This is a genomic window from Micromonospora inaquosa (genome assembly GCF_003857055.1).
Taxonomy (GTDB): Bacteria; Actinomycetota; Actinomycetes; order Mycobacteriales; family Micromonosporaceae; genus Micromonospora; species Micromonospora inaquosa.
Window position 1 is genome coordinate 17,321 of the sequence record NZ_QGSZ01000196.1, and the last position, 24,976, is coordinate 42,296.

At 71.4% G+C, this 24,976-nt stretch carries 26 protein-coding genes; 14 read left to right on the plus strand and 12 right to left on the minus strand.

The window, feature by feature from the left end; all coding sequences use genetic code 11:
* Positions 1 to 175: 175 nt before the first annotated feature.
* The 3 genes from DLJ59_RS13115 (at position 176) to DLJ59_RS13125 (ending at position 2,535) form a co-directional block, all read left to right on the plus strand.
* Complete coding sequence (locus DLJ59_RS13115) at positions 176 to 760, plus strand: TetR/AcrR family transcriptional regulator (RefSeq protein WP_124772791.1); 585 nt, start codon at positions 176 to 178, stop codon at positions 758 to 760.
* Positions 761 to 778: 18 nt separating this feature from the next.
* Positions 779 to 1,450, plus strand: a complete 672-nt coding sequence (locus tag DLJ59_RS13120) for a lysophospholipid acyltransferase family protein (RefSeq protein WP_124772792.1) — start codon at positions 779 to 781, stop codon at positions 1,448 to 1,450.
* Between the two features lie 158 nt (positions 1,451 to 1,608).
* A complete protein-coding gene (locus DLJ59_RS13125) occupies positions 1,609 to 2,535 on the plus strand; it encodes an endonuclease/exonuclease/phosphatase family protein (protein WP_244235995.1) in 927 nt (308 codons plus the stop codon).
* A 104-nt stretch (positions 2,536 to 2,639) separates the two neighbouring features.
* On the opposite strand, the gene DLJ59_RS13130 is transcribed toward DLJ59_RS13125, so the two are convergent.
* The 3 genes from DLJ59_RS13130 to DLJ59_RS13140 form a co-directional block, all read right to left on the minus strand.
* On the minus strand, positions 2,640 to 3,764 hold the full coding sequence (locus DLJ59_RS13130) for a glycosyltransferase family 4 protein (protein WP_124772793.1): 1,125 nt from the start codon (positions 3,762 to 3,764) through the stop codon (positions 2,640 to 2,642).
* The gene (locus DLJ59_RS13135; RefSeq protein WP_124772794.1) at positions 3,761 to 5,020 is read right to left on the minus strand and encodes a M48 family metallopeptidase; all 1,260 of its coding nucleotides are present in this window, start codon (positions 5,018 to 5,020) and stop codon (positions 3,761 to 3,763) included. The genes DLJ59_RS13130 and DLJ59_RS13135 overlap by 4 nt, the downstream gene beginning before the upstream one ends.
* 102 nt (positions 5,021 to 5,122) lie before the next feature.
* A complete protein-coding gene (locus tag DLJ59_RS13140) occupies positions 5,123 to 5,341 on the minus strand; it encodes a hypothetical protein (RefSeq protein WP_124772795.1) in 219 nt (72 codons plus the stop codon).
* A 254-nt stretch (positions 5,342 to 5,595) separates the two neighbouring features.
* Here DLJ59_RS13140 and DLJ59_RS13145 point away from each other — a divergent pair, with 254 nt between their 5' ends.
* Positions 5,596 to 6,096: a hypothetical protein gene (locus DLJ59_RS13145; RefSeq protein WP_124772796.1), complete on the plus strand. Its 501-nt coding sequence runs from the start codon at positions 5,596 to 5,598 to the stop codon at positions 6,094 to 6,096.
* Positions 6,097 to 6,139: 43 nt separating this feature from the next.
* Here the strand turns inward: DLJ59_RS13145 and DLJ59_RS13150 are convergent, their stop codons facing one another.
* On the minus strand, positions 6,140 to 6,859 hold the full coding sequence (locus DLJ59_RS13150; protein WP_208648663.1) for a DinB family protein: 720 nt from the start codon (positions 6,857 to 6,859) through the stop codon (positions 6,140 to 6,142).
* Positions 6,860 to 7,001: 142 nt separating this feature from the next.
* Positions 7,002 to 8,456, minus strand: coding sequence for an NYN domain-containing protein (locus DLJ59_RS13155; RefSeq protein WP_124772798.1), 1,455 nt, complete (start codon positions 8,454 to 8,456; stop codon positions 7,002 to 7,004).
* A 127-nt stretch (positions 8,457 to 8,583) separates the two neighbouring features.
* Between DLJ59_RS13155 and DLJ59_RS13160 the strand changes: the two genes are divergently transcribed.
* The 5 genes from DLJ59_RS13160 (at position 8,584) to DLJ59_RS13180 (ending at position 14,088) form a co-directional block, all read left to right on the plus strand.
* Positions 8,584 to 10,338, plus strand: a complete 1,755-nt coding sequence (locus DLJ59_RS13160) for a DEDD exonuclease domain-containing protein (protein ID WP_124772799.1) — start codon at positions 8,584 to 8,586, stop codon at positions 10,336 to 10,338.
* 127 nt (positions 10,339 to 10,465) lie between these two features.
* Positions 10,466 to 12,259: a RelA/SpoT family protein gene (locus tag DLJ59_RS13165; protein WP_124772817.1), complete on the plus strand. Its 1,794-nt coding sequence runs from the start codon at positions 10,466 to 10,468 to the stop codon at positions 12,257 to 12,259.
* Between the two features lie 53 nt (positions 12,260 to 12,312).
* Complete coding sequence (locus DLJ59_RS13170; RefSeq protein ID WP_124772800.1) at positions 12,313 to 12,855, plus strand: NUDIX hydrolase; 543 nt, start codon at positions 12,313 to 12,315, stop codon at positions 12,853 to 12,855.
* On the plus strand, positions 12,852 to 13,721 hold the full coding sequence (locus DLJ59_RS13175) for a nucleotidyltransferase family protein (protein ID WP_124772801.1): 870 nt from the start codon (positions 12,852 to 12,854) through the stop codon (positions 13,719 to 13,721). Before DLJ59_RS13170 ends, DLJ59_RS13175 begins: the two co-directional genes overlap by 4 nt.
* Before the next feature lie 79 nt (positions 13,722 to 13,800).
* Positions 13,801 to 14,088 carry an Lrp/AsnC family transcriptional regulator gene (locus DLJ59_RS13180; RefSeq protein WP_124772802.1) on the plus strand — a complete coding sequence of 96 codons (288 nt, stop codon included), beginning with the start codon at positions 13,801 to 13,803 and terminating at the stop codon, positions 14,086 to 14,088.
* Between the two features lie 105 nt (positions 14,089 to 14,193).
* Here the strand turns inward: DLJ59_RS13180 and DLJ59_RS13185 are convergent, their stop codons facing one another.
* From DLJ59_RS13185 to ctaE, 5 genes are all read right to left on the minus strand, one after another.
* Positions 14,194 to 14,919, minus strand: coding sequence for a DUF4142 domain-containing protein (locus DLJ59_RS13185; protein WP_124772803.1), 726 nt, complete (start codon positions 14,917 to 14,919; stop codon positions 14,194 to 14,196).
* Between the two features lie 192 nt (positions 14,920 to 15,111).
* Positions 15,112 to 16,743: a cytochrome bc1 complex cytochrome b subunit gene (qcrB, locus tag DLJ59_RS13190; protein ID WP_124772804.1), complete on the minus strand. Its 1,632-nt coding sequence runs from the start codon at positions 16,741 to 16,743 to the stop codon at positions 15,112 to 15,114.
* A complete protein-coding gene (gene qcrA / locus DLJ59_RS13195; protein WP_124772805.1) occupies positions 16,740 to 17,828 on the minus strand; it encodes a cytochrome bc1 complex Rieske iron-sulfur subunit in 1,089 nt (362 codons plus the stop codon). The genes qcrB and qcrA overlap by 4 nt, the downstream gene beginning before the upstream one ends.
* A gap of 64 nt (positions 17,829 to 17,892) precedes the next feature.
* On the minus strand, positions 17,893 to 18,729 hold the full coding sequence (gene qcrC, locus DLJ59_RS13200) for a cytochrome bc1 complex diheme cytochrome c subunit (RefSeq protein WP_124772806.1): 837 nt from the start codon (positions 18,727 to 18,729) through the stop codon (positions 17,893 to 17,895).
* A gap of 70 nt (positions 18,730 to 18,799) precedes the next feature.
* On the minus strand, positions 18,800 to 19,399 hold the full coding sequence (ctaE, locus tag DLJ59_RS13205) for an aa3-type cytochrome oxidase subunit III (RefSeq protein ID WP_124772807.1): 600 nt from the start codon (positions 19,397 to 19,399) through the stop codon (positions 18,800 to 18,802).
* Between the two features lie 108 nt (positions 19,400 to 19,507).
* Between ctaE and DLJ59_RS13210 the strand changes: the two genes are divergently transcribed.
* The 4 genes from DLJ59_RS13210 to DLJ59_RS13225 all read left to right on the plus strand — a co-directional run bounded on the left by DLJ59_RS13210 (position 19,508) and on the right by DLJ59_RS13225 (position 22,542).
* On the plus strand, positions 19,508 to 20,428 hold the full coding sequence (locus DLJ59_RS13210) for a cytochrome c oxidase assembly protein (RefSeq protein WP_425271418.1): 921 nt from the start codon (positions 19,508 to 19,510) through the stop codon (positions 20,426 to 20,428).
* 107 nt (positions 20,429 to 20,535) lie between these two features.
* Complete coding sequence (locus DLJ59_RS13215) at positions 20,536 to 20,931, plus strand: response regulator (protein WP_124772808.1); 396 nt, start codon at positions 20,536 to 20,538, stop codon at positions 20,929 to 20,931.
* Between the two features lie 90 nt (positions 20,932 to 21,021).
* Positions 21,022 to 22,080: an anthranilate phosphoribosyltransferase gene (trpD, locus tag DLJ59_RS13220; protein ID WP_124772809.1), complete on the plus strand. Its 1,059-nt coding sequence runs from the start codon at positions 21,022 to 21,024 to the stop codon at positions 22,078 to 22,080.
* A gap of 258 nt (positions 22,081 to 22,338) precedes the next feature.
* The gene (locus tag DLJ59_RS13225; RefSeq protein ID WP_124772810.1) at positions 22,339 to 22,542 is read left to right on the plus strand and encodes a hypothetical protein; all 204 of its coding nucleotides are present in this window, start codon (positions 22,339 to 22,341) and stop codon (positions 22,540 to 22,542) included.
* A gap of 168 nt (positions 22,543 to 22,710) precedes the next feature.
* Here the strand turns inward: DLJ59_RS13225 and DLJ59_RS13230 are convergent, their stop codons facing one another.
* A complete protein-coding gene (locus DLJ59_RS13230; RefSeq protein WP_124772811.1) occupies positions 22,711 to 23,136 on the minus strand; it encodes a cytochrome c oxidase subunit 4 in 426 nt (141 codons plus the stop codon).
* Positions 23,137 to 23,145: 9 nt separating this feature from the next.
* Positions 23,146 to 24,117: an aa3-type cytochrome oxidase subunit II gene (gene ctaC, locus DLJ59_RS13235; protein ID WP_124772812.1), complete on the minus strand. Its 972-nt coding sequence runs from the start codon at positions 24,115 to 24,117 to the stop codon at positions 23,146 to 23,148.
* 229 nt (positions 24,118 to 24,346) lie between these two features.
* On the opposite strand from ctaC, the gene DLJ59_RS13240 reads away from it, so the two are divergent.
* Positions 24,347 to 24,976 (plus strand): aminotransferase class V-fold PLP-dependent enzyme (locus tag DLJ59_RS13240; RefSeq protein WP_124772813.1); only part of this gene is annotated, 630 nt, incomplete at its 3' end.

Below are 24,976 nucleotides of genomic sequence, written 5' to 3' on the forward strand. Positions count from 1 at the left end.
CTACCTCGGCTCGCTTCACACCCCCGGCCCGCTCCACACCGTCGGCGGCCGGGGAAGCGGGGGTATCCCTGGCACCAGGACACCCCGGCTTCACGAAATCGGAGGGGATCACGCGGGGCAGCGAGATCCCACGCGGGAGGTAGACAGTGTCTACGTCGCCTGGTAGACACTGTCCATGGACGCGGACGAGCAGGGGCTGCGCGCGCGGCTGGTCGCCGCCGGCGTGGACCTGGTGCTCAGCGAGGGCCAGTCAGCGGTGTCGCTGCGGGAAATCGCCCGCCGCGCGGGGGTCTCGCACGGCGCACCGCGCCGCTACTTCCCCACCCACGTCGACCTGCTCTCCGCCATCGCCCGCGAGGGCTTCGCCGACCTCACCGCCCGGGTCGAGCAGACGATGCGCGACGTCGACGCGGACCCGCGTACCCGATTGACCGCACTGGCCCGGACGTACCTGGACTTCGCGGCGGCCCACCGCGGCATGTTCGAGCTGATGTTCCGCCACGACCTGCTGGCCAGCGGCCGACTGCGGCTGCGTGAGACCAGCCTGCCGCTGTTCGCCGTGCTGGCCGACCTGGTGGCGCAGGTACGCCGACCGACCGACGCGCCCGCGGCGGTGCTCGCCGGCGCGCTCTGGGCCAACCTGCACGGCATCGCCCAGCTCTGGGCCTGGGGCAGCCTGCCGCTTGCCACCGGCGCCACCGACGACGACGCCCTGCTGCGTGCCGCGCTCGACGCCCATCTCGGCCCGTCCCCCGCCTGACCCGAACCCGGAGAACACGTGCCCCTGCTGTACGACCTCACCAAGCTGACCGTCGGCACCACGCTGCGGCTGGGCTGGCGGCCCCGGGTGGAAGGGCTGGAGCATCTGCCCCGGCACGGCGGCGCGATCCTCGCCGGCAACCACCTGTCCGTCGCCGACGAGTTGTTCCTCGTCACCTCGACGCCCCGACACGTCACCTTCTGGGCCAAGGTCGAGTACTTCAACGGCCGGGGGCCGGGCGGCTGGCTCAACCGACGGATCGTCGCCGGCATGGGCGCCATCCCGGTCGACCGCACCGACGGCCGGGCCGCCCTGCGCGCCCTGGACGCCGCCGTACCGGTGCTGCGCGCCGGCGGCTTCGTCGCCGTCTACCCGGAGGGCACCCGCTCACCGGACGGGCGGCTCTACCGGGGCCGCGTCGGAATGACCCGACTGGCCCGCGACGCCGAGGTGCCGATCATCCCGGTCGGCGTGACCGGCACCGCCGAGGTGCTGCCCGTCGACGCGCGGCTGCCCCGCCGACACCCCGTCACCCTGCGGTTCGGCCCGCCGATCCCGGTCGCCGGACGGATCAACGGCCCGCGCGACATCCGGACGGTCACCGACGAGGTGATGGCGGCGATCCAGCAACTCACCGGCCAGGAGTACGTGCCGCGCTACGCCCCCAGTCGGGAGAACCTGACCGACTGAACCCACCCTCGTCGGCCCGCGGAACGCAACAGACCGTGCTCACGAATATGCCGGCCGCAGCCCGATACGCGAGTTTTTCCGCCCCAAACGGTTGGGTCCACATTGAAGCGAAGCCGGGCGCTAAGATACACCTTCTCACGCCAAATACGGGGGTAAATGTGCGTATCTGGAAGGGCGGCCTGGTGGCCGCGACCGTTCTTACTGTTCTTTTGGCGAGCGCCGGTGTTAGTTCGGCAGCCGCCAACGTCAGCTACAACATCTGGACCTGGAATGTGGCGGGCTGGACGATGCACCGCGGTTCGACCAGCAACGGTCTGATTGACGTGATCTCCGATTCCATCCGGAACCGCTCGACACATCTCGCCGCGCTCAACGAGCTTTGCTGGGGGCAGTACAAGGCGGTGCAGGCGAATCTCCGAGCGACCAACTGGGGCGAGGACCCGGAAGACTACTCGAGGTTCGAGAGCACCAACGACACCGGCTGCGGCGGCGAAAAGTCCGGCATCGCCCTCTTCAGCAAGGCACCGATGGGCACGGCCAACCGCATCACGTTGCCCGACGACGGCCGGGTGGAGAAGCGGAAGTTGTTGTGCGCCCCGCTTGAGGCTCGGCCACACCTCAGGTTCTGCACGACCCACATCACCACGTCGAGCGACACCATCGGGAGCGGCCCGATCAACCAGCAGCAGCTCGACGCGGTCCGCGCTCACGTGGATGCGTTCAACGCCAACGGCGACACCGTGATCATCGCGGGCGACTTCAACGCCCAGCCCAGCTACAACCGTCTGGACAAGTGGTATGCGCAGTCGGTGAACAACGCGAACAATCCCAACAACACCGGCGCCCATCGCGAGCTTGACGATCGTGATTCGCGATGCGTCGGATACGGCGAGAACTCCCAGGACGATGGGATTCCTGCCGGTCCGTGCGGGCCGGGCAAGAAAGTCGATTTGATTTTCGTACGGGAGATCAAGATCGTGGGCGCCTACGACGGTGACTCACTGAGCATTTCCAATAACTGCGGCGGTGCCTGCTCCGATCATCGAATCGTCATCGGATCGGTAACCGTGACGGTTGCCTCCTGATCCACGAGATCGCACGCAAGGCCCACAGCGGAGGGGCCTCGTCCACGACGACGAGGCCCTTCCGCTCCAGGATGGAGCTGGGCCCCGCTGCCGGCGGGTAGCCGTCAGCCGGCGAGCAACGCCGCCATGCGTTCGGCCTGCGCCTCCCAGCGCCACTCCCGTTCCACCCACGCCCGGCCAGCCGCGCCCAGTTGGCGGGCCAGGTCCCGGTCAGCGAGCAGCCCGGCCACCCGGTCGGCGAGCTGGGCGACGTCCCGGCCGCGTACGACGTAGCCGGTCTCCCCCTCGCGGACCGCGTCCGGTGCGCCCCCGGAGTCGCCGGCCACCACCGGCAGGCCGGTCGCGGACGCCTCCAGGTAGACGATGCCCAGCCCTTCGACGTCAAGACCACGGTTGCGGGTGCGGCACGGCATCGCGTAGACGTCACCGGCCGCGTAGTGCGCCGGCAGCTCCACCGACGGCACCGTGCCGGTGAACACCACATCGCGTTCCACACCGGCCTGGCGGGCCAGCTTCTCCAGGGTCGCCCGGTACGGCCCGCCACCGACGATCAGCAGCGCCGCGTCGGGCACCCGGCGGCGGATCTCCGGTAGGGCCCGGATCAGCGTGTCCTGACCCTTGCGCGGCACCAGCCGGGACACGCAGACGACCACCGGCCGGTCGGTCAACCCGAGCCGGGCCCGGACCTGCTCACCGTCCACCGTCGGGTGGTAGGTGTCCACGTCGACCCCGGGCGCGAGGCGGCGCAGCTCGGTCACCCCGTCCAACACGCGGGCCAACCGGCTGCGGGTGTACTCACCGAGATAGGTGGTCACGTCGACACCTCGGCCGATGCGTCGCAGCGCCGGCCGGGCGGCCGGCACCGCCGCCCAACCGACCTCGTGGCCATGGGTCTGCGCCACCACCCGACGGATGCCGGCCCGCCGCCGCAGGCCGGCCGCGAGCAACCCCAACGGGGCCGCCGCGCCGAACCACACCGTGTCGCAGTCGTACGCGCGAGCCAACCGGGCCACCCTGCGGGCGACCAGCGGGGTGGGCAGCAGCACCCGGGTGCGCTCCCGGATCACCTCGAACGGCTGGTCGGCGTCGAACTTCGCGGCCCCCCGCCAGCTCGACGCGTAGACGACCACCGATCCGGCCGGTTGACGGACCGCGAGGTTGTGCACAAAGGACTGGATCCCACCCGGGCGGGGCGGAAAGTCGTTGGTGATCAGCAGGGTGCGGCTCATCGGCCGGCCTCCCGGGCGTACGCGCGGGCGGCGGCCATCCGCTCCACGGTGGATGGATGGGTGGCCGAGTAGAGGTATTCCCAACGGGGTGGATCGGGATCGCCGAGGTTGACCGAGCCGAGCCGGCGCTGCATCGACTCGAAGGGCTCCGGGTCGTTGGTGAGCGCGAGCGCATGCGCGTCGGCCCGCGCCTCCACCCGGCGCGACATCAGCGCCTGCACCGGAGCGGCGACCAACCCGGCCACCGTGACCAGGGCGACCAGCAGCGGAAACGCGCTCGGTTGCGCCACCGAGTCGACGCCGGCCAGCCGCAGCAGCGGGCCCCACGAGCCGAGCAGATAGAGCGCCACCACGGCCGCTGCCGCGCCCAGCGCCCCGGTCAGCGTGCCGACCGCCACGTCGGAATCCTTCGCGTGGCCCAACTCGTGCGCCACCACAGCGGTCACCTCAGCCGGGGTCGCCTCGCGCAGCAGCGTGTCGTAGACGACCACCCGTCGGGTCGGCCCGAGACCGGAGACGTACGCGTTGACCGCCCTGGTGCGGCGGGAGGCGTCGGCGACCAGCACGTCCCGCACCGGCACCCCGTCGCGGGCGGCCATGCTCATCAACTCGGTGCGCAACGGGCCCTGCTCCATCGGGGTGAACCGGTTGAACACCGGCTCCACCAGCACCGGCAGCACGAACGACAGCAGCACCACCAGCACCGCGGCGCCGCCCGCACCGAACGCCCACCACCAGCGCGGCGCGAGCCGGATGACCGCGTAGAAGCCGAACAACGCCACCGCGCCGATCACCGCGCTGACCGCGTACGACTTGAGCAGGTCGATCGCCCAGCCGCTCCACCCGTTGGTGCTCAACCCGTAGCGGGTGAGCACACTCTGCCGCCAGGCGGCGAACGGGAGCGTCACCAGGTCGGCGACGAGCACCACCGCCAGCCCGCCGAGCACGGCCTGCGCGGCCCAGTGCCCACCGAACGGCCGGCCCACCAGCTCGACCAGGCGACTGCCCAGCGGGGTCAACCCGAGCGCGAGGGCGATCAGCAGCCCAACGGCGAGCGCGGCATAGCCACCGGGGCGAAGCGCGGCCCGGAACTCCCGGCCCTTGGCCACCTGCTCGGCCGGCAGGTCGCCCAACGCGGCGAGCTGGTCGGCCCGGGGCGCCGGCGGGCGGTGCCACGGGATGAGCAGCGCGGCCAGCACGACCAGCGCGATGGTCAGCCCGGCCAGGGACAGCAGCGCCCAGCCGCGCGGGGTCACCGCGTCACCACCCGTCGTGCCCCGCTCATCGCGCCGCTCCTCCCGCCGTGACCGCTCATCCTATGGCCCGCGAGAAGCGCGCTTCCGAGTGCGGTGTCGCGCTCAGGCGACGCGGCGGGTGGCGCGGCGGCGAGCCGTCTGCGGGCGCGCGGGCGCGGCCAGCACCTCCACGTCGAAGCCAGCCCGGGCGAGCACCTCGATGGCCTCGACCTCGGCGGCGACCAGCCCGGCCGCCGGGGACGTCTCGTCGAACAGGGCGGTCAGTGGGCAGCCGGAGCAGCCGTCGGCCCGCTTCGCGCACCCGTCGCAGTCGATGAGCATCACGCCTCCTGATCGGCTCGCGGTGCCCAGCCGACGCCCAGTCGTCGTCGACCGAGCACCGTCGGTCACATCGACGCTAACCACCGGGTACGACAGGAACCCCGCCCGACCGCCCGTTTCAGGGCTGGATCCACTCCAGATCAGCGAAATCGGGCTATCCCACCCGGTCGGAAGACCCGACATCAAGGAACTCGTGTCGATCGAGCGGCGGAGGGGCATTGTTTGTCGACCGGCCCCTCGGGCACTGAGCGACGGTGGCCGACCTCGATGCTTCGTCCGTCGTGGACTTCCGGTACTCCCCGCGCCGACATCGCCTCGCCAAGCTCCTCGCCGTGCTGGGCGCCGCGGCCCTCCTCGCCTTCTACACCGTGGTGTTCGACGAGGTGTGGTGGAAGGTGTTACTGCGGTTCGGGATGATCGGCGTCGTCGTCGCGCTGACCGCCAACTGGCAACTGCGCCGTCAGCCTCGTCTGCCGCTGCGGGTGACCGACGAGACGCTGCACCTGACCGGACCGAACGGGACCAGGCTCAGCATCGACTGGGTCAACGTGGCCAGCGCCCAGGTGCGAGGCCGCCTGGATCCGCGGCTGGTGGTCACGCCACTCGACCCGGAGCAGACGCGGCCCCCGATGCGACCCGGGCAGTGGTCGACCCCCGAACGCCGCCCCTACGAGTTGGTCGTCCGGCTCGCCTGGATGACGCCGGGCACCGACGCACTGCGTCGTGAGCTGGCCCGGCGACTACCGACCGGCTGACTGGCGGCGTCCCGAACGCCCGGCCGGTCGTCGGGGCCAGGTCTCAGCCCTGCGCGTCGAGGTCACGCAGTGCGTAGCGGAGGTGCTGCCACTCCTCCTGGAAGATCACGTGGAGGCAGTGCAGGACGCACACCTGCTTCTCGGGCCACCAGGCGGCCGGCCGGGTCTCCGCGAGCAGGTCCGGCGTGACGGTCGCGAGAAAGTCGCGCACCATCGCCTGTCGCTCGGCCCGCAGCTCAAGGATCTCGGCGAACGTCGGCTGCTCGACGGCGAAGATCGACATGTCGAAGCCGTCGGTCTCGTACTCGGCATGTGGTTGCCCGAGCGGGTGGAAGGGCTGCGGCAGTCGCCGGATCGACTTGCCCAGCCAGGTGTCGGTGGCAAACGCGAGATGGCGCAGCGTCTGCGCGAACGACCACTCCCCGTCGATCGAGACGTCGACCGCACCGTCGGGCATGGACACGGCCCGGTCGACCGCCGCCGCCCAGGCCCGTTCGGCCGCGGCCCACCCCGCCCGGAGGTCGTCCGGGTTGTTGGCCTGCCTGAGCTCACGCCCGGGGAACCGTCGGTTGAGCTCGGCCTCGACCAGCGGCACCACATCGACGCCGTTGATCAGGAACGTGCCCTCGGCCAGCCACGGCGCGTCGATGTCCAGACCATCGACGTCGACGCCGCGCATCACCGCACCGGCCAGCGTCGACCTGTTGAACCGGGCACCCCGCAGGTCCCGGTCGACGAAGACCTTGACGTCGTCCTGTGTCATGGCGACTCCCATCCCTCGGCGGTCGCGGCGATGCTAGCGCCGGGATGGGACAGGTTCGGGCACAGTGCGACGTGTGGCGCGCCCGCCCGGATCGCCCAACCCTCGCCGAGACCCGGCCCGTCGACGAGTCGGGCCGCCGTGGTCAGGAGCGGGCGAGCCGCCGCAGCAGCGAGTCCGCGCCCAGCGGGTAGGCCCCGTGCCGGCGTACCCCGTCGGCGACCTCGCGGTCCGACGAGACCACGACCACCGGCCGACCCGCGGGCTCGGCGCGGACCAGCCGCCGGATCAGCTCGTCGGCGGTCTCGCCCTTGCGGGAGAAGAGCACTCGTACGCCGCGCGGCGCGGGCGGCAACCCGTGCATCCGCTCGGCACCGTCGAAGACCACTGTGACCTCGTCACCGGTCTGCGCGGCGATCCCGCCCAGCCCGGTGATGAGGCGTTTGCGCTGCTGTTCCAGGGACATCTCACCGAAGCCACGCTTGGTGACGTTGTAGCCGTCCACCACCAGGTGCGCCCGGGGCAGGGCGAGCAGTTGGTCGAGACGGGCCGGGTCGTCGGTGTCGCGGGCGCGGGTGGCGGGGCCGGCCGGGGCGGTGCCCGGTTGCTCGGCGAACGCGTCGGCGACGAAGTCGGCGGGGAGTTTGTCCACCGGGTCGAGCGCCAACTCCCGGCGCAGCCCGACGGCGGCCTGGCCGATGGTCTCCAGGAGCAGCCAGAGCCGGGCGTCATCGACCGAGCGGGCCTCCTTGGCGCTGGCCCGCGCCACCCCGGCGGCGGCCTCGGCCTCGGCCAGCCGGGCCCGGGCGCGGCGGAGTTCGGCGTCCACGTCGGCGCTGGCGCGGGCGGCCCGGCCGCGCTCGGTGGCCAGCAGCTCGGTGGCCTTCCGTTCGCGGGCCTGGGTCTCCCGCAGGGTGCGGGCCACCTGCCGGGACTCCTCGCGGAGCTGACCCAGCTCCTCGCGGACGCGGGCCAGTTCGTCGCGGAGCTTCTCGGCCTCGACCCGGGCCACCGCGCGATCGTGCTCGGCCCGGGTGGCCCGCTGCTCGGCCTCGCGGACCAGCTCGGCGACGACGGCGCTGTCCGCCTCGGCGCGCACGGCCGCGCCGCTGGCGTCGATCAGCTCCCGCCAACCGCGGGGCCGGGCCAGGTAGGCCAGCGCGGCCACCTCGACCGGGTCGGCGGCAGCCGGCGCGGTGCCCTCGACCACTGCGGCACCGAGGTCACCGGCGTCGGCCAGGACCCGCGCGGTGACCCGCTGCCGGAACAGCGGGTCGGCGGTGAGCTGGGCGGCGATGACCGGCGCGCCGAGCCGGGCGCGTCGGTTGGGGGCGAACTTGGCCACCCGGCGCAACGGCACCGGGACCTCGTCGGTGGGGAGGGTGGGCAGCACCGCCGCGGTCAGCGTCACGATCCGCTGCCGGACCGGCTCGGGCAGGGTCGGCTCGGGCTCGGCAGCGGAGCCGTCGCCCGGCGTCGTTGAGCCTGATGCGCCTGATGTGCCGGTGACTACGTTGTCGTCCGGGTTGCCCACAACACCGTCGAGCGCGACCGGATCCTCCTGTGGGAGGTGGTCGTCGTACGGCTCGGTGAGGGGCATGTGGCAAGTCTCCCACCGCGACCGGGCCCACCGCCCGGTGAGTGAGCCGATCTCTCATCCTAGCCCCATGGTGACGGATGGGACGGCTGCGACGGGAGTGTCGGACCGGGGCGCTAGCGTGCCGCCGATGGCACAGGCGGAGTACGTCCAGGAGTCACTGGCCGGTCTCGACCCGGCGGTGGGCGGGGTGGACCCGGCGCTGCCGCTCTACGCGACGACCTTCGTGGTGGTCGACCTGGAGACCACCGGCGGCGCGCCGGACGGCGGCGGCATCACCGAGATCGGCGCGGTCAAGGTGCGCGGTGGCGAGCAGTTGGGGGTGCTGGCGACCCTGGTCAACCCGGGGCAGCCGATTCCGCCCTTCATCACGGTGCTGACCGGGATCACCCAGGCCATGCTGGTGCCGGCGCCCCCCATCGAGCAGGTGCTGCCGAGCTTCCTGGAGTTCATCGACGACGCGGTGCTGGTGGCCCACAACGCCCCGTACGACGTGGGCTTCCTCAAGGCCGCCTGCGCCAAGCACGGCTACCGCTGGCCCAACCCCCGGGTGCTGGACACGGCGGCGCTCGCCCGCCGGGTGCTGACCCGCGACGAGGTGCCCAACCGCAAGCTCGGCACCCTGGCCGCCTACTTCCGCACCACCGTCCAACCCACGCACCGGGCCCTGGACGACGCGAAGGCCACCGTCGACGTGCTGCACGGGCTGATCGGCCGGCTCGGCGGGCACCGGGTGGACACGGTCGGCGACGCCATCGAGTTCGCCCGCGCGGTCACCCCCACCCAGCGCCGCAAGCGGCACCTGGCCGAGGGGTTGCCCAAGGTCCCCGGGGTCTACATCTTCCGGGCCGCCGACGACCGGCCGCTCTACGTGGGCACCTCCGTGGACATCGCCACCCGGGTGCGCAGCTACTTCACCGCCGGCGAGAAGCGCGCCCGGATCTCCGAGATGCTGGGCGCGGCCGAGCGGGTCGAGGCGGTGGAGTGCGCCCACTCGTTGGAGGCGGAGGTCCGTGAGTTGCGGTTGATCGCCGCCCACGCCCCGCCGTACAACCGCCGGTCCAAATACCCGGAACGGATGCTCTGGCTCAAGCTGACCGACGGTCCGTACCCTCGGTTGTCAATCGTCCGAGACCTCTCCCCCACCGACACCGCCTACCTCGGGCCGTTCACCTCCCGGCGGGCCGCCGAGCTGGCCGCCGCCGGTTTCCACGACGCGGTGCCGCTGCGCCAGTGCACGCACCGGCTCTCGCTGCGCACCGTCACGCCGGCCTGCGCGCTGGCCGAGCTGGGTCGCTGCCCGGCACCCTGCGAGCACAAGATCACCCCCGAGGAGTACGACGACAGCGCCGCCGCGCCCTTCCGCACCGCCACGGCCAACGATCCTCAGCCGGTGGTGGACGCACTGCTCGCGCGGATCGACGTGCTCTCCCGGGACCAGCGCTACGAGGAGGCGGCCGTGGTGCGGTCCCGGCTCGCCGCCGTCCTGCGGGCCACCGTGCGGATGCAGCGGCTGGCCGCGCTGGCCGGCATCGTGGAGCTGGCCGCGGCCCGGCCGGCCGCCGGGGGCGGCTGGGAGTTGGCGCTGGTCCGCCACGGCCGGCTGGCCGGCGCGGGGGTGTCCCCACCGGGCGTGCACCCGCGGCCCACCTTGATCACGATCCGGGCCACCGCCGAGACGGTGTCGGGCGGGCACGGTCCGGTGCCGGCCGCCACCGCCGAGGAGTCCGAGCGGATCCTGTCCTGGTTGGAGCGACCGGAGACCCGACTCGTCGAGATGTCCTCCGGTTGGTCCTCTCCGGCGAGTGGTGCGGGCCGCTTCCGTGACCTGCTGGCGAAGGCCGAGAGCGGCGCGTCCCACCAACTCTCGACCGAACGCTCATGACCAACTGACCGATCGGACTACGTCGGCTCGCTTAGGCTGTTAGAGAAGTGCAGTCCTGCCCGATTCGTGGGCCTGCTCCCGCCGCCGGGCTCCGGCGACGCGGAGCCGGGGTGAGGAGGTGTCCCTCGTGGACGTCGACGCCGGACACGGCGCCGCCCTGGGGGGCGCCCTGCCGACACAGCCGGGTGAGCTGCCGCTCGCCCGCCGGCTGCGGTCACTGCTCAGCTGGCCGACCACCGACTCCGACCCGGTCACCCAGCTGGTCCGCACCCACCGGGGCATCCATGCCGGCACCGACCCCGCCGTGCTGCGCCGCGCCTACACGATCGCGGAGAACATGCACCGCGGGCAGTTCCGCAAGAGCGGGGAGCCCTACATCACCCATCCCCTCGCGGTGGCGCAGATCTGCGCCGAGCTGGGGATGGACACCACCACCCTGGTCGCGGCGCTGCTGCACGACACCGTGGAGGACACCCGCTACACCCTCCAGGCGCTCTCCGAGGATTTCGGCGGCGAGGTCGCCCACCTGGTCGACGGGGTGACCAAGTTCGACAAGGCGTTCTACGGCAAGGCCGCCGAGGCGGAGACGATCCGCAAGATGATCGTCGCGGCCGCCAAGGACGTCCGGGTGCTGATCATCAAGCTGGCCGACCGGCTGCACAACATGCGCACGCTCGGGGTCCGCTCCGCGTCGTCGCGGGAACGGATCGCCCGCAAGACCCAGGAGGTGCTGGTCCCGCTCTGTGACCGGCTGGGCATCCAGACCCTCAAGCGCGAGCTGGACGACGTCGTGCTGCTGCACCTTGAGCCCGACGAGCACGCCCGGCTGGCCCGGCACGTGCACGACCGGCCAGGCTGGGATTCGTACCTCGACTCGGTCGTCACCCGGGCCCGGGTGGCGCTGCGGCGCAGCCGGGTCGACGCCGAGGTGAGCCCCCGTCCCCGGCACCTCTACTCGATCTGGAAGGACACCATCGCCGGCGGCCACACCGCCCCGTACGACCTGCCCCGCATCGTGGTGGTGGTCGACGGCCCGGCCACCGACTGTTACGCCGCGCTCGGCGCGATCCACGGCACCTGGCGACCGATGGCCGGCCGTTTCAAGGACTTCATCGCCTCGCCGAAGAACAACCTCTACCGGTCGCTGCACACCAGCGTCTGCGGCCCCCAGGACCGCACGGTGGAGGTGCTGATCCGCACCGAGGAGATGCACCGCTCGGCCGAGTACGGCATCGCCGCCGACTTCCGTTTCCCGCGCTCGGGCAGCGGCAGCGCCGCGGCCCGCGCCGAGCAGTTGGACTGGCTGCGCCGGGTGCTCGACTGGGAGCCGGACGCCGCCGACCCGGCACAGTTCTACGAGTCGCTGCGCTGTGACCTCGCCGAGGGGCAGATCCAGGTCTTCTCCGACGGGCGGCAGGTCGTGCTGCCGGCCGGCGCCACCCCTGTCGACCTCGCCTACGAGTTGGGCAACGACCGGGGCGACCACTGCCTCGCCGCACGGATCAACGGTCGGCTGGCCCCGCTGAGTTCGGAGCTGGACGAGGGCGACGTGGTGGAGATCTTCACCGAGAGCGACGGTGACAACGGCTTCGAGGCCGGCGTGGCGCCGCGCGGCCCCCGCCGGGAGTGGCTGAGCTTCGTCAAGTCGCCGAACGCCCAGATGCAGATCAACAGGTGGTTCGCCGAGCACACCGAGCCGGGCATCACGATCAGCGACAAGGTTCGCCTCGGCCGGGCCACCATCGGGCTCGCCCTGCGCCAGCACAACCGGGGCCTCGCCAGTGACCTGCCGTTGCTGCGCCTCTCCGAGGAGTTGGGCTACCCCGACCTGGAGACCCTGCTGGTCGCGGTCTTCGACCGGGTGATCGAACCGGACACCGTGGTCCGCCAGCTCATCGACCTGGTCGACCATCGTCAGTGACCCGACGTGCCCCAGCGCATCCGAAGGACATTCGTGACCACTAGCCTGAGGTCATGATCCCCCGCTCCCGCGCCACCGGTCGGGCCCTTTTCTACCAGGCCTTCTACCGGCTGCCGTTGCCGGTGCGCAGACGGCTGGTCCGGCTGGCCGTGCCCAAGTACATCGTCGGCGCGGTGACCCTGGTCCGTGACTCCGAGGCGACGGGTGCGGGTCGGTTGCTGATGCTGCGCCAGCCACCCGGCAAGGGTTGGTCACTCCCCGCCGGCCTGCTCGACCGGGGCGAGGCCCCGGTGGTGGGTGCTGCCCGTGAGCTGTTCGAGGAGTCCGGCATCCGGCTCCCACCGTCCCGGCTACGCCCGGCGGTGCCGAACGCGATCGTGCACGCCAAGGGCTGGGTGGACATGGTCTTCGAGACCGAGGTGCCGGCGTCCAGCACCGAACTGACCGTCGACGGCGCGGAGGTCTTCGAGGCCGCCTGGCACCCCCTGGACGACCTGCCCAAGCTGACCTGGCCGACGGCCCGGCTGCTCGCCTACTACGACATCGGGCCCCTGGCCGGGCAGTTCCCGCCACCGGTGCCTGACGACACCCCGTGACCGGCGCGGCCGATGTGCCGGCGGAGCTGTGCGCGGTGGTGCTCGCCGCCGGCGAGGGCACCCGGCTGCGCCCGCTCACCGAACGGGTGCCCAAGGCCCTCTGCCCGGTGGGCAACGTGCCCCTGCTGGATCGGGCGTTGGCGCGGTTGGCTGGCCTCGGCCTGACCGGTTCCGACCGGGTCGCGGTGAACGCCTGCTACCTCGGCGACCAGGTGGTGCGGCACGTCGGGGACCGCGCACACCTGTCGGTGGAGCCGGGCGACCCGCTGGGCACCGCGGGCGGGGTGGCCAAGCTGCGGGACTGGATCGACGGGCGGCCGGTGCTGGTCGGCAACGCCGACGCGTACCTCGCCGACCCAGCCGCTCCCCCGGGCCCGGACGTGGCCGCCCTGCTCGACGGCTGGGACGGGCACACCGTACGCCTGCTCGGCCAGCCGGCCGCGGACCCGGCGGCGCCGGGCACCTTCGCCGGGCACTGCTTCACCGGCTTCTCGCTGCTGCCCTGGCGGCTGGTCCGGGACCTGCCGGTCGTCTTCTCCGACCTGGTCCGTGCCGTGTGGCGACCGGCCGAGGCGGCGGGCGCCCTGACGGTGGTGCCCTACCCGGGCACCTTCTTCGACACCGGCACCCCGGCCGACTACCTGGCGGCCAACCTGCACGCCGCTGCCGGCGGCGCTCTCATCGCGGAGTCCGCGACGGTGACCGGCCGCTGCGTGGAGTCGGTGGTCGGCGCGGGCGCGCGGGTGGACGGCGACGTGTCCCGCACGGTGGTGTGGCCGGGCGCGAGCGTCCGCGCCGGTGAGCGACTGCGGAACGTGATCCGGGCCGGGAGCGACCTGACCGTGCCCTGCGCCGCCCAGGGCTGAGCCCGGACGACTCCCGCCTCCGGTCTCGGGCCGGAACATCTAGCATGGGCGACGACGCCGACGAACGGAGAAATGCCCCGTGATCACCGCGATCGTGCTGATCGACTGCGCCACCGACGCGATCCCCGAGGTGGCGGAGAACCTGGCCAACCTTCCCGGTGTCAGCGAGGTCTACTCGGTGGCCGGGCACGTCGACCTCATCGCCATCGTCCGGGTCCGCGAGTTCGACCAGATCGCCCAGGTCATCGCGGGCAGCATCTCCAAGGTGCCGGGCGTGCTCAACACCGAGTCGCACATCGCCTTCCGGGCGTACTCCCAGCACGACCTGGAGGAGACGTTCGCGATCGGCCTGGCCAGCGCCGACTGACCCGCTCGCCGGGCCGGTGCCGGCTCCGAGCGTCGGGTAGCGGGGCGGCGCGCACAGGGCGGCCGGCCCACCGCGTGGGTGGACCGGCCGTCTGCTGTGGCTACGTCAGCTCTCGCTAGGAGCCGGTACCTCGGTGGCACCGCCGCCCGGAGCCGGGGACTCGGTACCGGTGCCGCCACCCGGAGCCGGCGACTCGGTGGTGCCGCCACCCGGAGCAGGCGACTCGGTGGTGCCGCCACCCGGAGCAGGCGACTCAGTGCCGGTGCCGCCCGGGCTGGGCGTACCGCTGGCGCTGGTCTGGGGAACCGGGATGCCCAACGTGTTGGCGAGCGCCACCAGCTCGTCGTAGTGCGTCTGCAGCGTCGGAAGCGCCGTCTGCGCCAACTGGACCACCGACTGCTCGGAGCCCTGCGAGATCTCCGTCTGGGTGGCCTGGATGGCCTGGACGTGACCGGCCAGCTCACTGGTCACCCAGAGCCGGTCGAACTCCGCACCGCTGGCGTTGTTCAGCTTGTCGATGACCGCCTGCTGATCGGCGCTGGGCTCGTTCGGCAGTTGCACCCCGAGTTGCGACGCGGTCTGCTGCACCGTCTGGTCCAGCTGGGTGTGGTCGGTCTTCAGCATCGCGCCCAGGTCCTTGACCCCCTGGTCCTGACCCTTCTGCTGGGCCAGGTCACCAGCGGTGATCTCGAACAGGTTGACCTGGTGTATCGCCTGCAGGTACTGGGTGTCCTGCGTTGACGGCTGTGCCGCGGCCTGCGCGGCCGCAGCCGGCGCGACACCGACCAGTACCAGCGCGGCCAACAGGCCGAGGCGTTTGAGACCCAACATGCTTCCCCCCCTTGAGACGTTGGACCGCACGGATACCCGGCTCACCGGGGTTATTCCTGCGATCGCCCGTCGTACGGGGTCGGCCGGTCCCACCGTGGCCGTCCGACTCCGGGCCGGATGGGCGGGGGGTGCGGATACGACGTGGCGCCCGCCGGAATCCGGCGGGCGCCACGTAACGGTGCTACTGGGCGGTCAGTGGCGGCTCTCGCCGCTGCCGACCTCCTCGCGCTCGGGTCGGGCCTCGACCGGCGGGTGCCCCGGCGAGACCGGTGCCTCGACCGGCTTCTCGATCGGGTAGAAGAAGCCCCGGATGGCCGGGCCGAGGGCCCCCAGCCGGTTCATCTTCTTCGGTACGACCCAGCCGACGTAGTCGAGCTGGCCGTGACCGTCCGCGTGCCCGTTGGACGCGCTGAGCGGCTGGTGCACCTCGACGAACCGGCCGTCCGGCATGCGCCGGATGATGCCGGTCTCCACGCCGTGCGCGAGCACCTCCCGGTCGTGCTGCTGCAGACCCAGGCAGAGCCGGTAGGTGACGTAGTACGCCAACGGCGGGGCCACCAGCAGGCCGATCCGGCCGGCCCAGGTCATCGCGTTCAAGCTGATCTGGAACTTGTCCGCGATCACGTCGTTGGCGCCGGAGAGCGTCAGCACGATGTAGAACGCGACGGCCATGGCGCCGACGGCGGTCCGGGCCGGGGCGTCCCGGGGACGCTCAAGCAGGTTGTGGCTCCGGTAGTCCTTGCGTTGCCGGGCCTCCAGGAACGGATACATCGTCGACAGGCCCACCAGGATGCCGGGCAGCACTACCGTTGGCCAGAACAGCGGTGGGATGACGTACCCGTCGCCGAGCGGGATGCTGATCTCCCACGCCGGCATGAGTCGGGTCGACCCGTCGAGGAACATGACGTACCAGTCGGGCTGGCTGGCGGCCGAAACCACCCACGCCTCGTACGGGCCGAACAGCCAGATCGGGTTGATCTGGAACAGACCGCCCATCAGCGCGATGACGCCGAAGACGACCATGAAGAAGCCGCCCTGCTTCAACGCGTACCGCGGGAACATCCGCTCGCCGACCACGTTGTTGTTGGTCCGGCCGGGGCCGGGCCACTGGGTGTGCTTCTGCGTGAAGACCAGGCCCAGGTGGACGCTGATCAGCGCGACCAGCAGACCCGGGATGAGCAGCACGTGGGCGATGAAGAACCGGCTGATGATGATCGTGCCCGGGAACTCGCCACCGAAGATCGACGAGGTGACCCAGGAGCCGATCACCGGGATGGACAGCATGATCGCCGAGGCGATCCGCAGGCCGGTGCCGGAGAGGCCGTCATCCGGCAGCGAGTAGCCGGTGAAGCCGGCGAGGAAGCCGACCCAGAACAGCAGCGAGCCGATGATCCAGTTGGTCTCGCGTGGCTTGCGGAACGCGCCGGTGAAGAAGATCCGCAGCATGTGCACGACGATCGCGGCCATGAACAGCAGCGCCGCCCAGTGGTGCATCTGCCGCATCACCAGACCACCGCGGACGTCGAACGAGATGTCCAGGCTGGAGGCGTACGCGGCGGACATCGGGGTGCCCTGCAACGGCGCGTAGCTGCCGTCGTAGACCACCTCGGTCATCGCCGGCTCGAAGAAGAAGGTGAGGAACACACCGGTCAGCAGCAGCACGACGAACGAGAACAGCGCGATCTCGCCGAGCAGGAAGGACCAGTGGTCCGGGAAGACCTTGTTCAGCAGCTTGCGCAGCGGGGTGGCTACCGCGAAGCGGTCGTCCACTCCCGCCGCCGCCTTGCCCGGCGTCGCCGCAAGGTCAAACTTTCGACGCTTCATGGCCGCTCCCAGAAATCAGGCCCGACGGTCTCGGTGTAGTCGGACTTCGCCACGAAGAAGCCCTCGGAGTCCACCTCGATCGGCAGCTGCGGCAGCCGCCGGCTGGCGGGGCCGAAGATGGGCCGGGCGTTGTCGGTGATCAGGAACTGGGACTGGTGGCACGGGCAGAGCAGCCGGTTGGTTTGCTGCTCGAACAGGCTGGCCGGGCATCCCGCGTGCGTGCAGATCTTGGAGAACGCCGCGTAGTTGCCCCACATGTAGTCACCGTGGCCGATCCGCTCGTTGGCCCGGCGCGACTCCTGCGCATCCGAGTCGCGGAGGTGGATCAACAGCGTCGGCGAGTCGGCGTGCTTGTTGCTCACGCCGTGGTCGATGCCGGGGAAGACGGTCAGCTGACCACCGGTGCTGATGTCCGCCGGGCGGATCGGTCGGCCGTCCTCGCGGACCAGGCGGATCCGCTGGCCGCCCTCGGGCATGGCGAACCCGGTGGTGAACATCTGGTTGTTCTTGTGCGGCTGCGAGATCAGGCCGCCGACCAGCGGCGCCGCGGCGACCGCGGCGACCGGCGCGAGACCGGCCAGCAGCGAGATGCCGAGCAGTGGGCGACGCTTCACACCCAGCTCGTCCGCCATGTAGAGCATGGTCTGGCCGGTGATGGTGCGGCTTTCCTTGTCCACCTGACCCTCGTGCCGGTCCTGGATCGAGACCTCCTTGGGCAGCAACTTCTTGCCCCAGGTCAGGATGCCGAAGCCGACGGCGAGCAACGCCACGCCGAGGGTGAGGCCGAGCAGCGGGGTGTAGAACTTGTCGCCACCCCGGCCCGGCTCGTACTGCCACGGCCACCAGATGTAGATGGCCAGAAAGGCCGTCGCGGCCAGGCCGGTGATCAGGAAGAAGCCGGCGACCACCCGGGTCAGCCGACGCTCCGCCTTGGTGCCCGGCAGCACCTGCGGCTCGTAGTGGACGATCTCGATGTCGTCCCGGTGCGCGCCCTCACGAACGATGTCGAACCGGGTCAGCCTGGGGTCGTTCACGTCGAGCGGCTCCCGGCCCTGCGAGGCCTGGTGCTCGGTGTGGGGGCTCATGCCGTCACCTCGCTACGGGTGGCGCCGAGCGGCACCACAGCACTGAATCGGATGGCCTGCTCGATCACGACTTACCCGCAATCCACAGGCTGGCGAAGACGAGCGCCACGATGCCAACCAGGAAGATCGCCAGGCCCTCGGTGGACGGGCCGTACCGACCGAGGTTGAACCCGCCCGGGTCCTGGTCGTGCTTCAGCGTCTCCTGGATGTAGGCGATGATGTCGGCCTTCTGCTCCGGCCGGAGCTGGTTGTCGCCGAACACCGGCATGTTCTGCGGACCGCTCAGCATCGCCGCGTAAATCTGGCGGTCGGTCGCGGGGTGCAGGCTCGGGGCGAACTTGCCCGAGGAGAGCGCGCCGCCGCCGCCGCCGAAGGCGTGGCACTGCGAGCAGTTGATCCGGAACAGCTCACCGCCGGCCGCGACGTTACCGTCCTCGCGGAGGTCGTCGCCCTCGGGAACGACCGGGCCGCCGCCAAGCTCCTGGATGTACTGGGCCAGCTGACGGGTCTGCTCGTCGGTGAAGACCGGGGGCTTGCGGTGCGCCTGAGCCTCCTGGCGGGCCAGCGGCATCCGCCCGGAGCTGACCTGGAACTCGACCGATGCCGCGCCGACGCCGATCAGGCTCGGCCCGCGGCCCTCGACACCCTGGGCGTTGCGGCCATGGCAGGTCACGCAGCTCACGTCGAACAGCGCCTTGCCCTCGGCGGCGGCGCCGGTGAGCTGCGGGTTGTCCTGCGCCTGGGCGCCCGGGGCGAAGACGGTGTATGCGCCGCCGGCGAGCATCAGCGCGGCGATCAGCCGGACCGCGGCGCCCAGCCGGCGGCGGCCCCTGCTGCGCGCGGCGGGCCGCTCACGCAACCGCGCGAGCAGACCGCGTCGGCGGTCGTTGTCAGAAGTCATGAGCGGTGTCCTTAACCGGTTGGACCTGTCTCAGGGGACGGAGCAGCAGCGCGGAATGTGACGCGCAAGATCACTGGAGCCAGTAGATCATGGCGTACAGCCCGATCCACACGACGTCGACGAAGTGCCAGTAGTACGACACGACGATCGCCGACGTCGCCTGCGCCGGCGTGAACCGGCCCATGGTCGTACGGACCATGAAGATGACGAAGGCGATCAGACCACCGGTCACGTGCAGGCCGTGGAAGCCGGTGGTCAGGTAGAACACCGACCCGTACCCGTCTCCGTTGATCTTGATGCCGTCGGCGACCAGGTGCCGGTACTCGTTCAACTGGCCGAGGACGAAGATCAGGCCCATCACGAAGGTGACGGTGAACCAGCGCCGCAGCGCGTGCACGTCACCCTTCTCCGCCGCGAAGACGCCGAGCTGGCACGTCACCGAGGACAGCACCAGGATCACCGTGAAGGTGGTCGCGTACGGAATATTCAGCGCCTCGGTGTGCTTCTCCCACTGCTCCGGCGCAGCCGCGCGGATCGAGAAGTACATCGCGAACAGCGCCGCGAAGAACATGAGTTCGCTGGAGAGCCACACGATCGTCCCGACGCTGACCATGTTCGGTCGTGTCAGAGAGTGGATCCGGCTCTTGTCAATGGCTGGGGCCGCAGTCACGCCGTCATTATTGCCCCTGACCGGGGCCGGCGATCAGCGGGGGGCCAAACGTGCGCCTTCCGTGGCCCGGGCGTCAGGGTCCGGTTCGCCTGGCCTAGCCTGAAAAGCGTGCTGCACGTCGATCCGATCTTCGCCACCACCTCGGCCCCGCCGCCGTTCACCATCAGCGCGGTGCTGACCGAGACCCGGCTGGACAGCTGGCTGGCCCTCGGCCTGGTGCTCGCCGCCGGCCTGTACCTCTACGGGGTGTACCGGCTGCGCCTGCGGGGCGACCGCTGGCCAGTCATCCGAACCGTGTTCTTCCTCGGCCCCGGGCTGGGCGGCATCGCGCTCGTCACGGTCAGCGGGCTACACGCCTACGACACCGCGCTGCTGTCCGTGCACATGATCCAGCACATGGTGCTGTCCATGGTGGCGCCGATCTTCCTGGCGTTGGGCGCCCCGATGACCCTGGCCCTGCGGACCCTGCCGGTCAGCCCGCGCAAGCGCCTGCTGGCGATCGTGCACAGCCGCGTCGCCCGGGTCTACAGCTTCCCGCTGGTGGCGTTCGCCATCTTCGTGGTCAACCCGTTCGTGCTGTACTTCAGTGACCTGTACCGCTACACCCTGGAACACGCCTGGGCGCACGAGCTGGTGCACGCGCACTTCATCATGACCGGCTGCGTGTTCTTCTGGCCGTTGCTCGGCCTCGACCCGCTGCCCGGCCGCTGGCCGTACCCGGCGCGCGCCCTGCTGATGCTGCTGTCGGTGCCGTTCCACACAGTGCTCGGCCTCACCATCATGCAGAGCAGCACGCTCCTCGGCGGCGACTGGTACCCGTCGCTCAACCTCGGCTGGGTCGACCCCTGGCAGGACCAGGTGGTCGCCGGCGGCATCCTCTGGGCCGGTGGCGAGTTCGTCAGTGTGACCATGCTCGCGGTGCTGGTGGTGCAGTGGGTCAAGCAGTCCGAACGGGAGGCCCGCCGGGTGGACCGCGAGCTGGACCGCCAGGAGGCCCGCGAACGCGCCGCCGACTCCGCCCCAGCCTGAGCTGCCCGGACGGTACGCCCGGACGCGCGACACCGGGCGGGATGTCGGCTACATCACCCCGCCCGGTACGATCTGCGGGCAGCTACGAGGTGGGAGTCAGGCCAGCCATGAGTGAGCGCATGTGCACCGTTTTGCTCTACAGCGACGACCCGCAGGTCCGTGACCGGATGCGGATGGCCGTCGGCACCCGTCCCGCGCCCGGTCTGCGGATCGAGTTCGTCGACGCGTCGAGCTACGCGGAGACCATCCGACTGGTCGACGACTACGAGATCGACCTGCTGCTGCTCGACGGTGAGGCGAGCCCGGGTGGTGGCATCGGCATCGCCCGACAGATCAAGGACGACCGGGACGACGCTCCCCCGACCTGCCTGGTGATCGCCCGCGCCGCCGACCGATGGCTCGCCGCGTACGCCGAGGTCGACGCGGTGCTGGTGCACCCGCTCGACCCGGTGACCACCGGCGGCACGGTGGCCGAGCTGCTGCGGACGCACGCACCCGCCTGACGTCCCACGCTCCTCCGGCACCCCACGGCGCCGGATCTCCTCGGCGCCGGTTCCAGCCCACCCGCACTTCGCATGCTCGGGAGGCCCGCCATGGGCGATCGGACCTGGCCGCACCTGCTCAACGCGCTGCTGCGCGGTGACGAACTCTCCACCGCCGACACCGCCTGGGCGATGGACGAGATCATGACCGGCTCGGCGACCGCCGCGCAGATCGCCGCCTTCGCCGTGGCGCTGCGCGCCAAGGGGGAGACTCCCGCGGAGCTGGCCGGCCTGGTGGAGGCGATGCTGGGTCGGGCTGTCCCGGTGGAGCTCCCCGAGGAACTGCGCCGTACCGCCCTCGACGTGGTCGGCACCGGCGGTGACCTTGCCCACACGGTCAACATCTCCACGATGACGGCGCTGGTGGTCGCCGGCGCGGGCGTCCGCGTCGTCAAGCACGGCAACCGGGCCGCCTCCTCCCTGTGCGGCACCGCCGACCTGCTGGAGTTCCTCGGCATCCCACTGGATCTCGGCCCGGAGCAGGTCGCCCGCTGTGTCGAGGAGGCCGGCATCGGGTTCTGCTTCGCGGCCCGCTTCCACCCCGGGATGCGCCACGCCGGCCCGGTCCGCCGCGAGGTGGGCGTGCCCACCTTCTTCAACTTCCTCGGCCCGCTGACCAACCCGGCCCGCCCCCGGGCCGGCGCGGTCGGCTGCTTCGACCTGCGGATGGCCCCGGTGATGGCCAGCGTGTTCGCGGCCCGCGGCGACTCGGCGATCGTGATGCGCGGCGAGGACGGGCTGGACGAGTTCACCACCGCCGCGCCGACCCGGATCTGGGCGGCCCAGGGCGGCACCGTACGTGAGGCCGTGCTGGACGCCACGGACCTGGGGGTACCCCGGTCCACCCTCGCGGACCTGCGCGGCGGTGACGCGGCGTACAACGCGGGCGTGGCCCGTCGCCTGCTGGCCGGTGAGACCGGCCCGGTTCGGGACGCGGTGCTGGTCAACGCGGCGGCGGCGCTGGCCACCCAGGGCCCGCTGGACGGCGATCTGACCGAGGCGCTCCGCGCCGGTCTGGCCCGCGCGGCCGAGGCGATCGACTCCGGCGCGGCCGCCGCGACCCTGGACCGCTGGATCGAAACCGCCACCGCCGGACCTCACCACGCCTGACCCGTCGGCGCCGTCTCCGGGTGGGGTCTCGGGCGTGATCGACTCGGATTCCTGAAATCCGTGGTGTCCGGGCAGCCGGAAGGCCCCGACTTCAATGAAGTCGAGTGGATCACACCCGGATGCCGGTGAGCGGACGACGGCGCGCGGAGATTTGTCGGACCCGTCTGGGAAACTACAGCTGAGTAGTTCTCCGCTTCCGTCCGTGCGTCGTTGTCGCATCCGGGGGGGCGGGCCGCCTGGTATCGAGAGGAGACGCCCGTGTCGCACCGCGAGCTCTACTGCGACGTCTGTGAGGGCGTGGCGTTGTTCGAGCCGCCGCCCTGCGTCGACGGCCACGGCACCGACTGTCCAGAGCTGATCTGCACCGCCTGCGGCGCCGCCGTGGTGGTCGGTGTGTTCGCCTTCCCGGCCACCCGGGTGGCCGTCCGCCGGGGCCAGCCCGCCCGCCGCCACGCCGCCTGACGACAGCGCCGGCTGACGAAAGCGCCGGCTGACGAAAGCGCCGGCTGACCACGGCGACGCCTCACCGCCAGTGCCGGCGACCTGGCCCGCGCATGATCGAAGGCCCGCTCCCCCTCGGGGAACGGGCCTTCGTCGTGCGCGGGTCGGTCGCGCTGGCGACCGGGTGGGTCAGTGCTCGGCGGTACGCCGGGTGCCGCTGTAGTACTCGAACAGGAGCCCACAGGCGGCGAAGACAACAGCCACCAGGCCGGCGCCGATCAGCCAGAACTGCCAGAACACCAGGCCGAGCGCGGCGATCGCGGCGGCCAGCGCCAGACCGAACGGCCAGTAGCTGCCCGGGCTGAAGAAGCCGACCTCGCCGGCGCCGTCGGCGATCTCGGCGTCCGGACGGTCTTCCGGGCGCAGGTCGATGCGGCGGGAGACGAACCAGAAGAAGCCACCGCACATCGAGCAGAGCAGGAACGACAGCAGCAGGGCGACGGTGCCGACCCACTCGACGCCGCCCGACTCCCCGTTCGTCCAGGCGCCGTAGAGGATGGTGGCACCGAAGAGGAACCCGGCGATGATCAGGAAGATACGCCACTCGGTCTTCATGCCGCTGCCTCAGCTTCCGGTGCGGGCCGGAACTTTGTCCGGGTTGAAGTTGTCCTGCGTCCGCCGGGTGTCGAACGGCTCCGTGGTCTCCGCGTACGGGTCCTCGCCGATCGCGGACAGCGCGTCCTGGGTGGACTTGCCGCTCTGCTTGGCCGCGAGGAACTGGTCGTACTTCTCCGGCGACACCACCCGCAGCTCGAAGTTCATGAACGCGTGGTAGCTACCGCACAGCTCGGCGCAGCGCCCGACGAAGGCGCCCTCGGTCTCCAGGCTGGAGACCTCGAACACGTTGCGGATCTTGCCCGGCATGACGTCCCGCTTGAAGAGCAGCTCCGGCACCCAGAAGGAGTGGATGACGTCGCGGCTGGTCTCCTCGAACCGGATGGACCGGTTGGTCGGCAGCACCAGCACCGGGATGACCTCGCTGGTGCCGAGCGTCGACGCGGTGGTCTTGGCCTCCGGGCCCTGCCCGTCACGGTAGTTGAACTGCCAGTTCCACTTGAACGCGACGACCTCGACCGTGACGTCCGGGTTCTTCGACAGCTTGTCCACGTCGGTCTGCACGATCGCCGTGTAGTAGAAGAGCACGGAGACGATCAGAATCGGCGCGATGGTGTAGAGGAACTCCATCGGCATGTTGTAGCGGGTCTGCACCGGCAGCGTGTTGCCGCGCTTGCGGTAGCGCACGACGCACCAGAAGATCAGACCCCACACGAAGACACCGACCGCGAGGGCGGCGATGCAGGAGGCGATCCACAGGTCGTACATCCGCCGGGACTCCGCCGAGATGCCCCCCTGCGGCCAGCCGAAGCCGTCGAACGTCGCTCCAACGTCACAGCCCGTGAGCAGGACCAGCAGCGCTACGCCACCGAGACCGAGCCCGGCCAGCCGACCAGCACCGCGCCTCCGGCGCCCACCGGCCCCTGGGGAAGCGCTGTGCCGTACGGCCGACGGCCGTACCTCCGAACTCCTTGCGACCACCTGGTCCTGCCTCCCTAGCGCGCCGCGGTGCGTCTTTCCTCGGCACCGACGGCAAAGGCGTCACCGACGGTCGCAGATTACTCGACCATGACGGACTCGGCCGTGGTGGGGTCACTGTCCGCCCCCCATCGGGGGGAAGCTAGGCATACCGCCGCGATACCGTCGGACCTGTGAGCGCGAGGAGTGAGCCGGGTTTGCGAGCCCCGCAGCCGCGAACGAAGGTGGCACCGTGAGCGCATCCCCGGTCTACCTGGACGCGGCGACCGCCGCGCCGATGCATCCGGTCGCGCGGCAGGCATTGCTGGCCGCGCTCGAGGACGGCTGGGCCGACCCGGGCAAGCTGTACACGCAGGCCCGCCGGGCTCGACAACTGCTCGACGCCGCCCGCGAGGCCACCGCGTCGACGCTCGGCGTCCGCGCCGACGAGCTATCCTTCACCCCCAGCGGTACGACCGCAGCCCACGGCGCGGTTCTCGGGGGCCTGGCGGGGCGGCGCCGGGTCGGGTCGACGCTGGTGCACTCGGCGATCGAGCACTCGGCGGTGCTGCACGCGGCGGAGCGGCACGTCGACGCGGGCGGGATCGCCACCGCGGTGCCGGTCGACCGGCTGGGCCGGCTGGACCTGACCGCGTGGTCGACCGCCGTGCGGGCCCCCGGGGTCGCGCTGGCCACTTTGATTACCGCCAGTCACGAGGTGGGGACCGTGCAGCCGGTCGCCGAGGCGGCGGCCGCGTGCGCCGACGTGGGGGTGCCGCTGTACGTGGACGCGGCCCAGTCGGTGGGTCGGGTGCCGCTGCCGGCCGGCTGGTCGGTGCTCACGGCGAGCGCCCACAAATGGGGCGGGCCCCCCGGGGCTGGG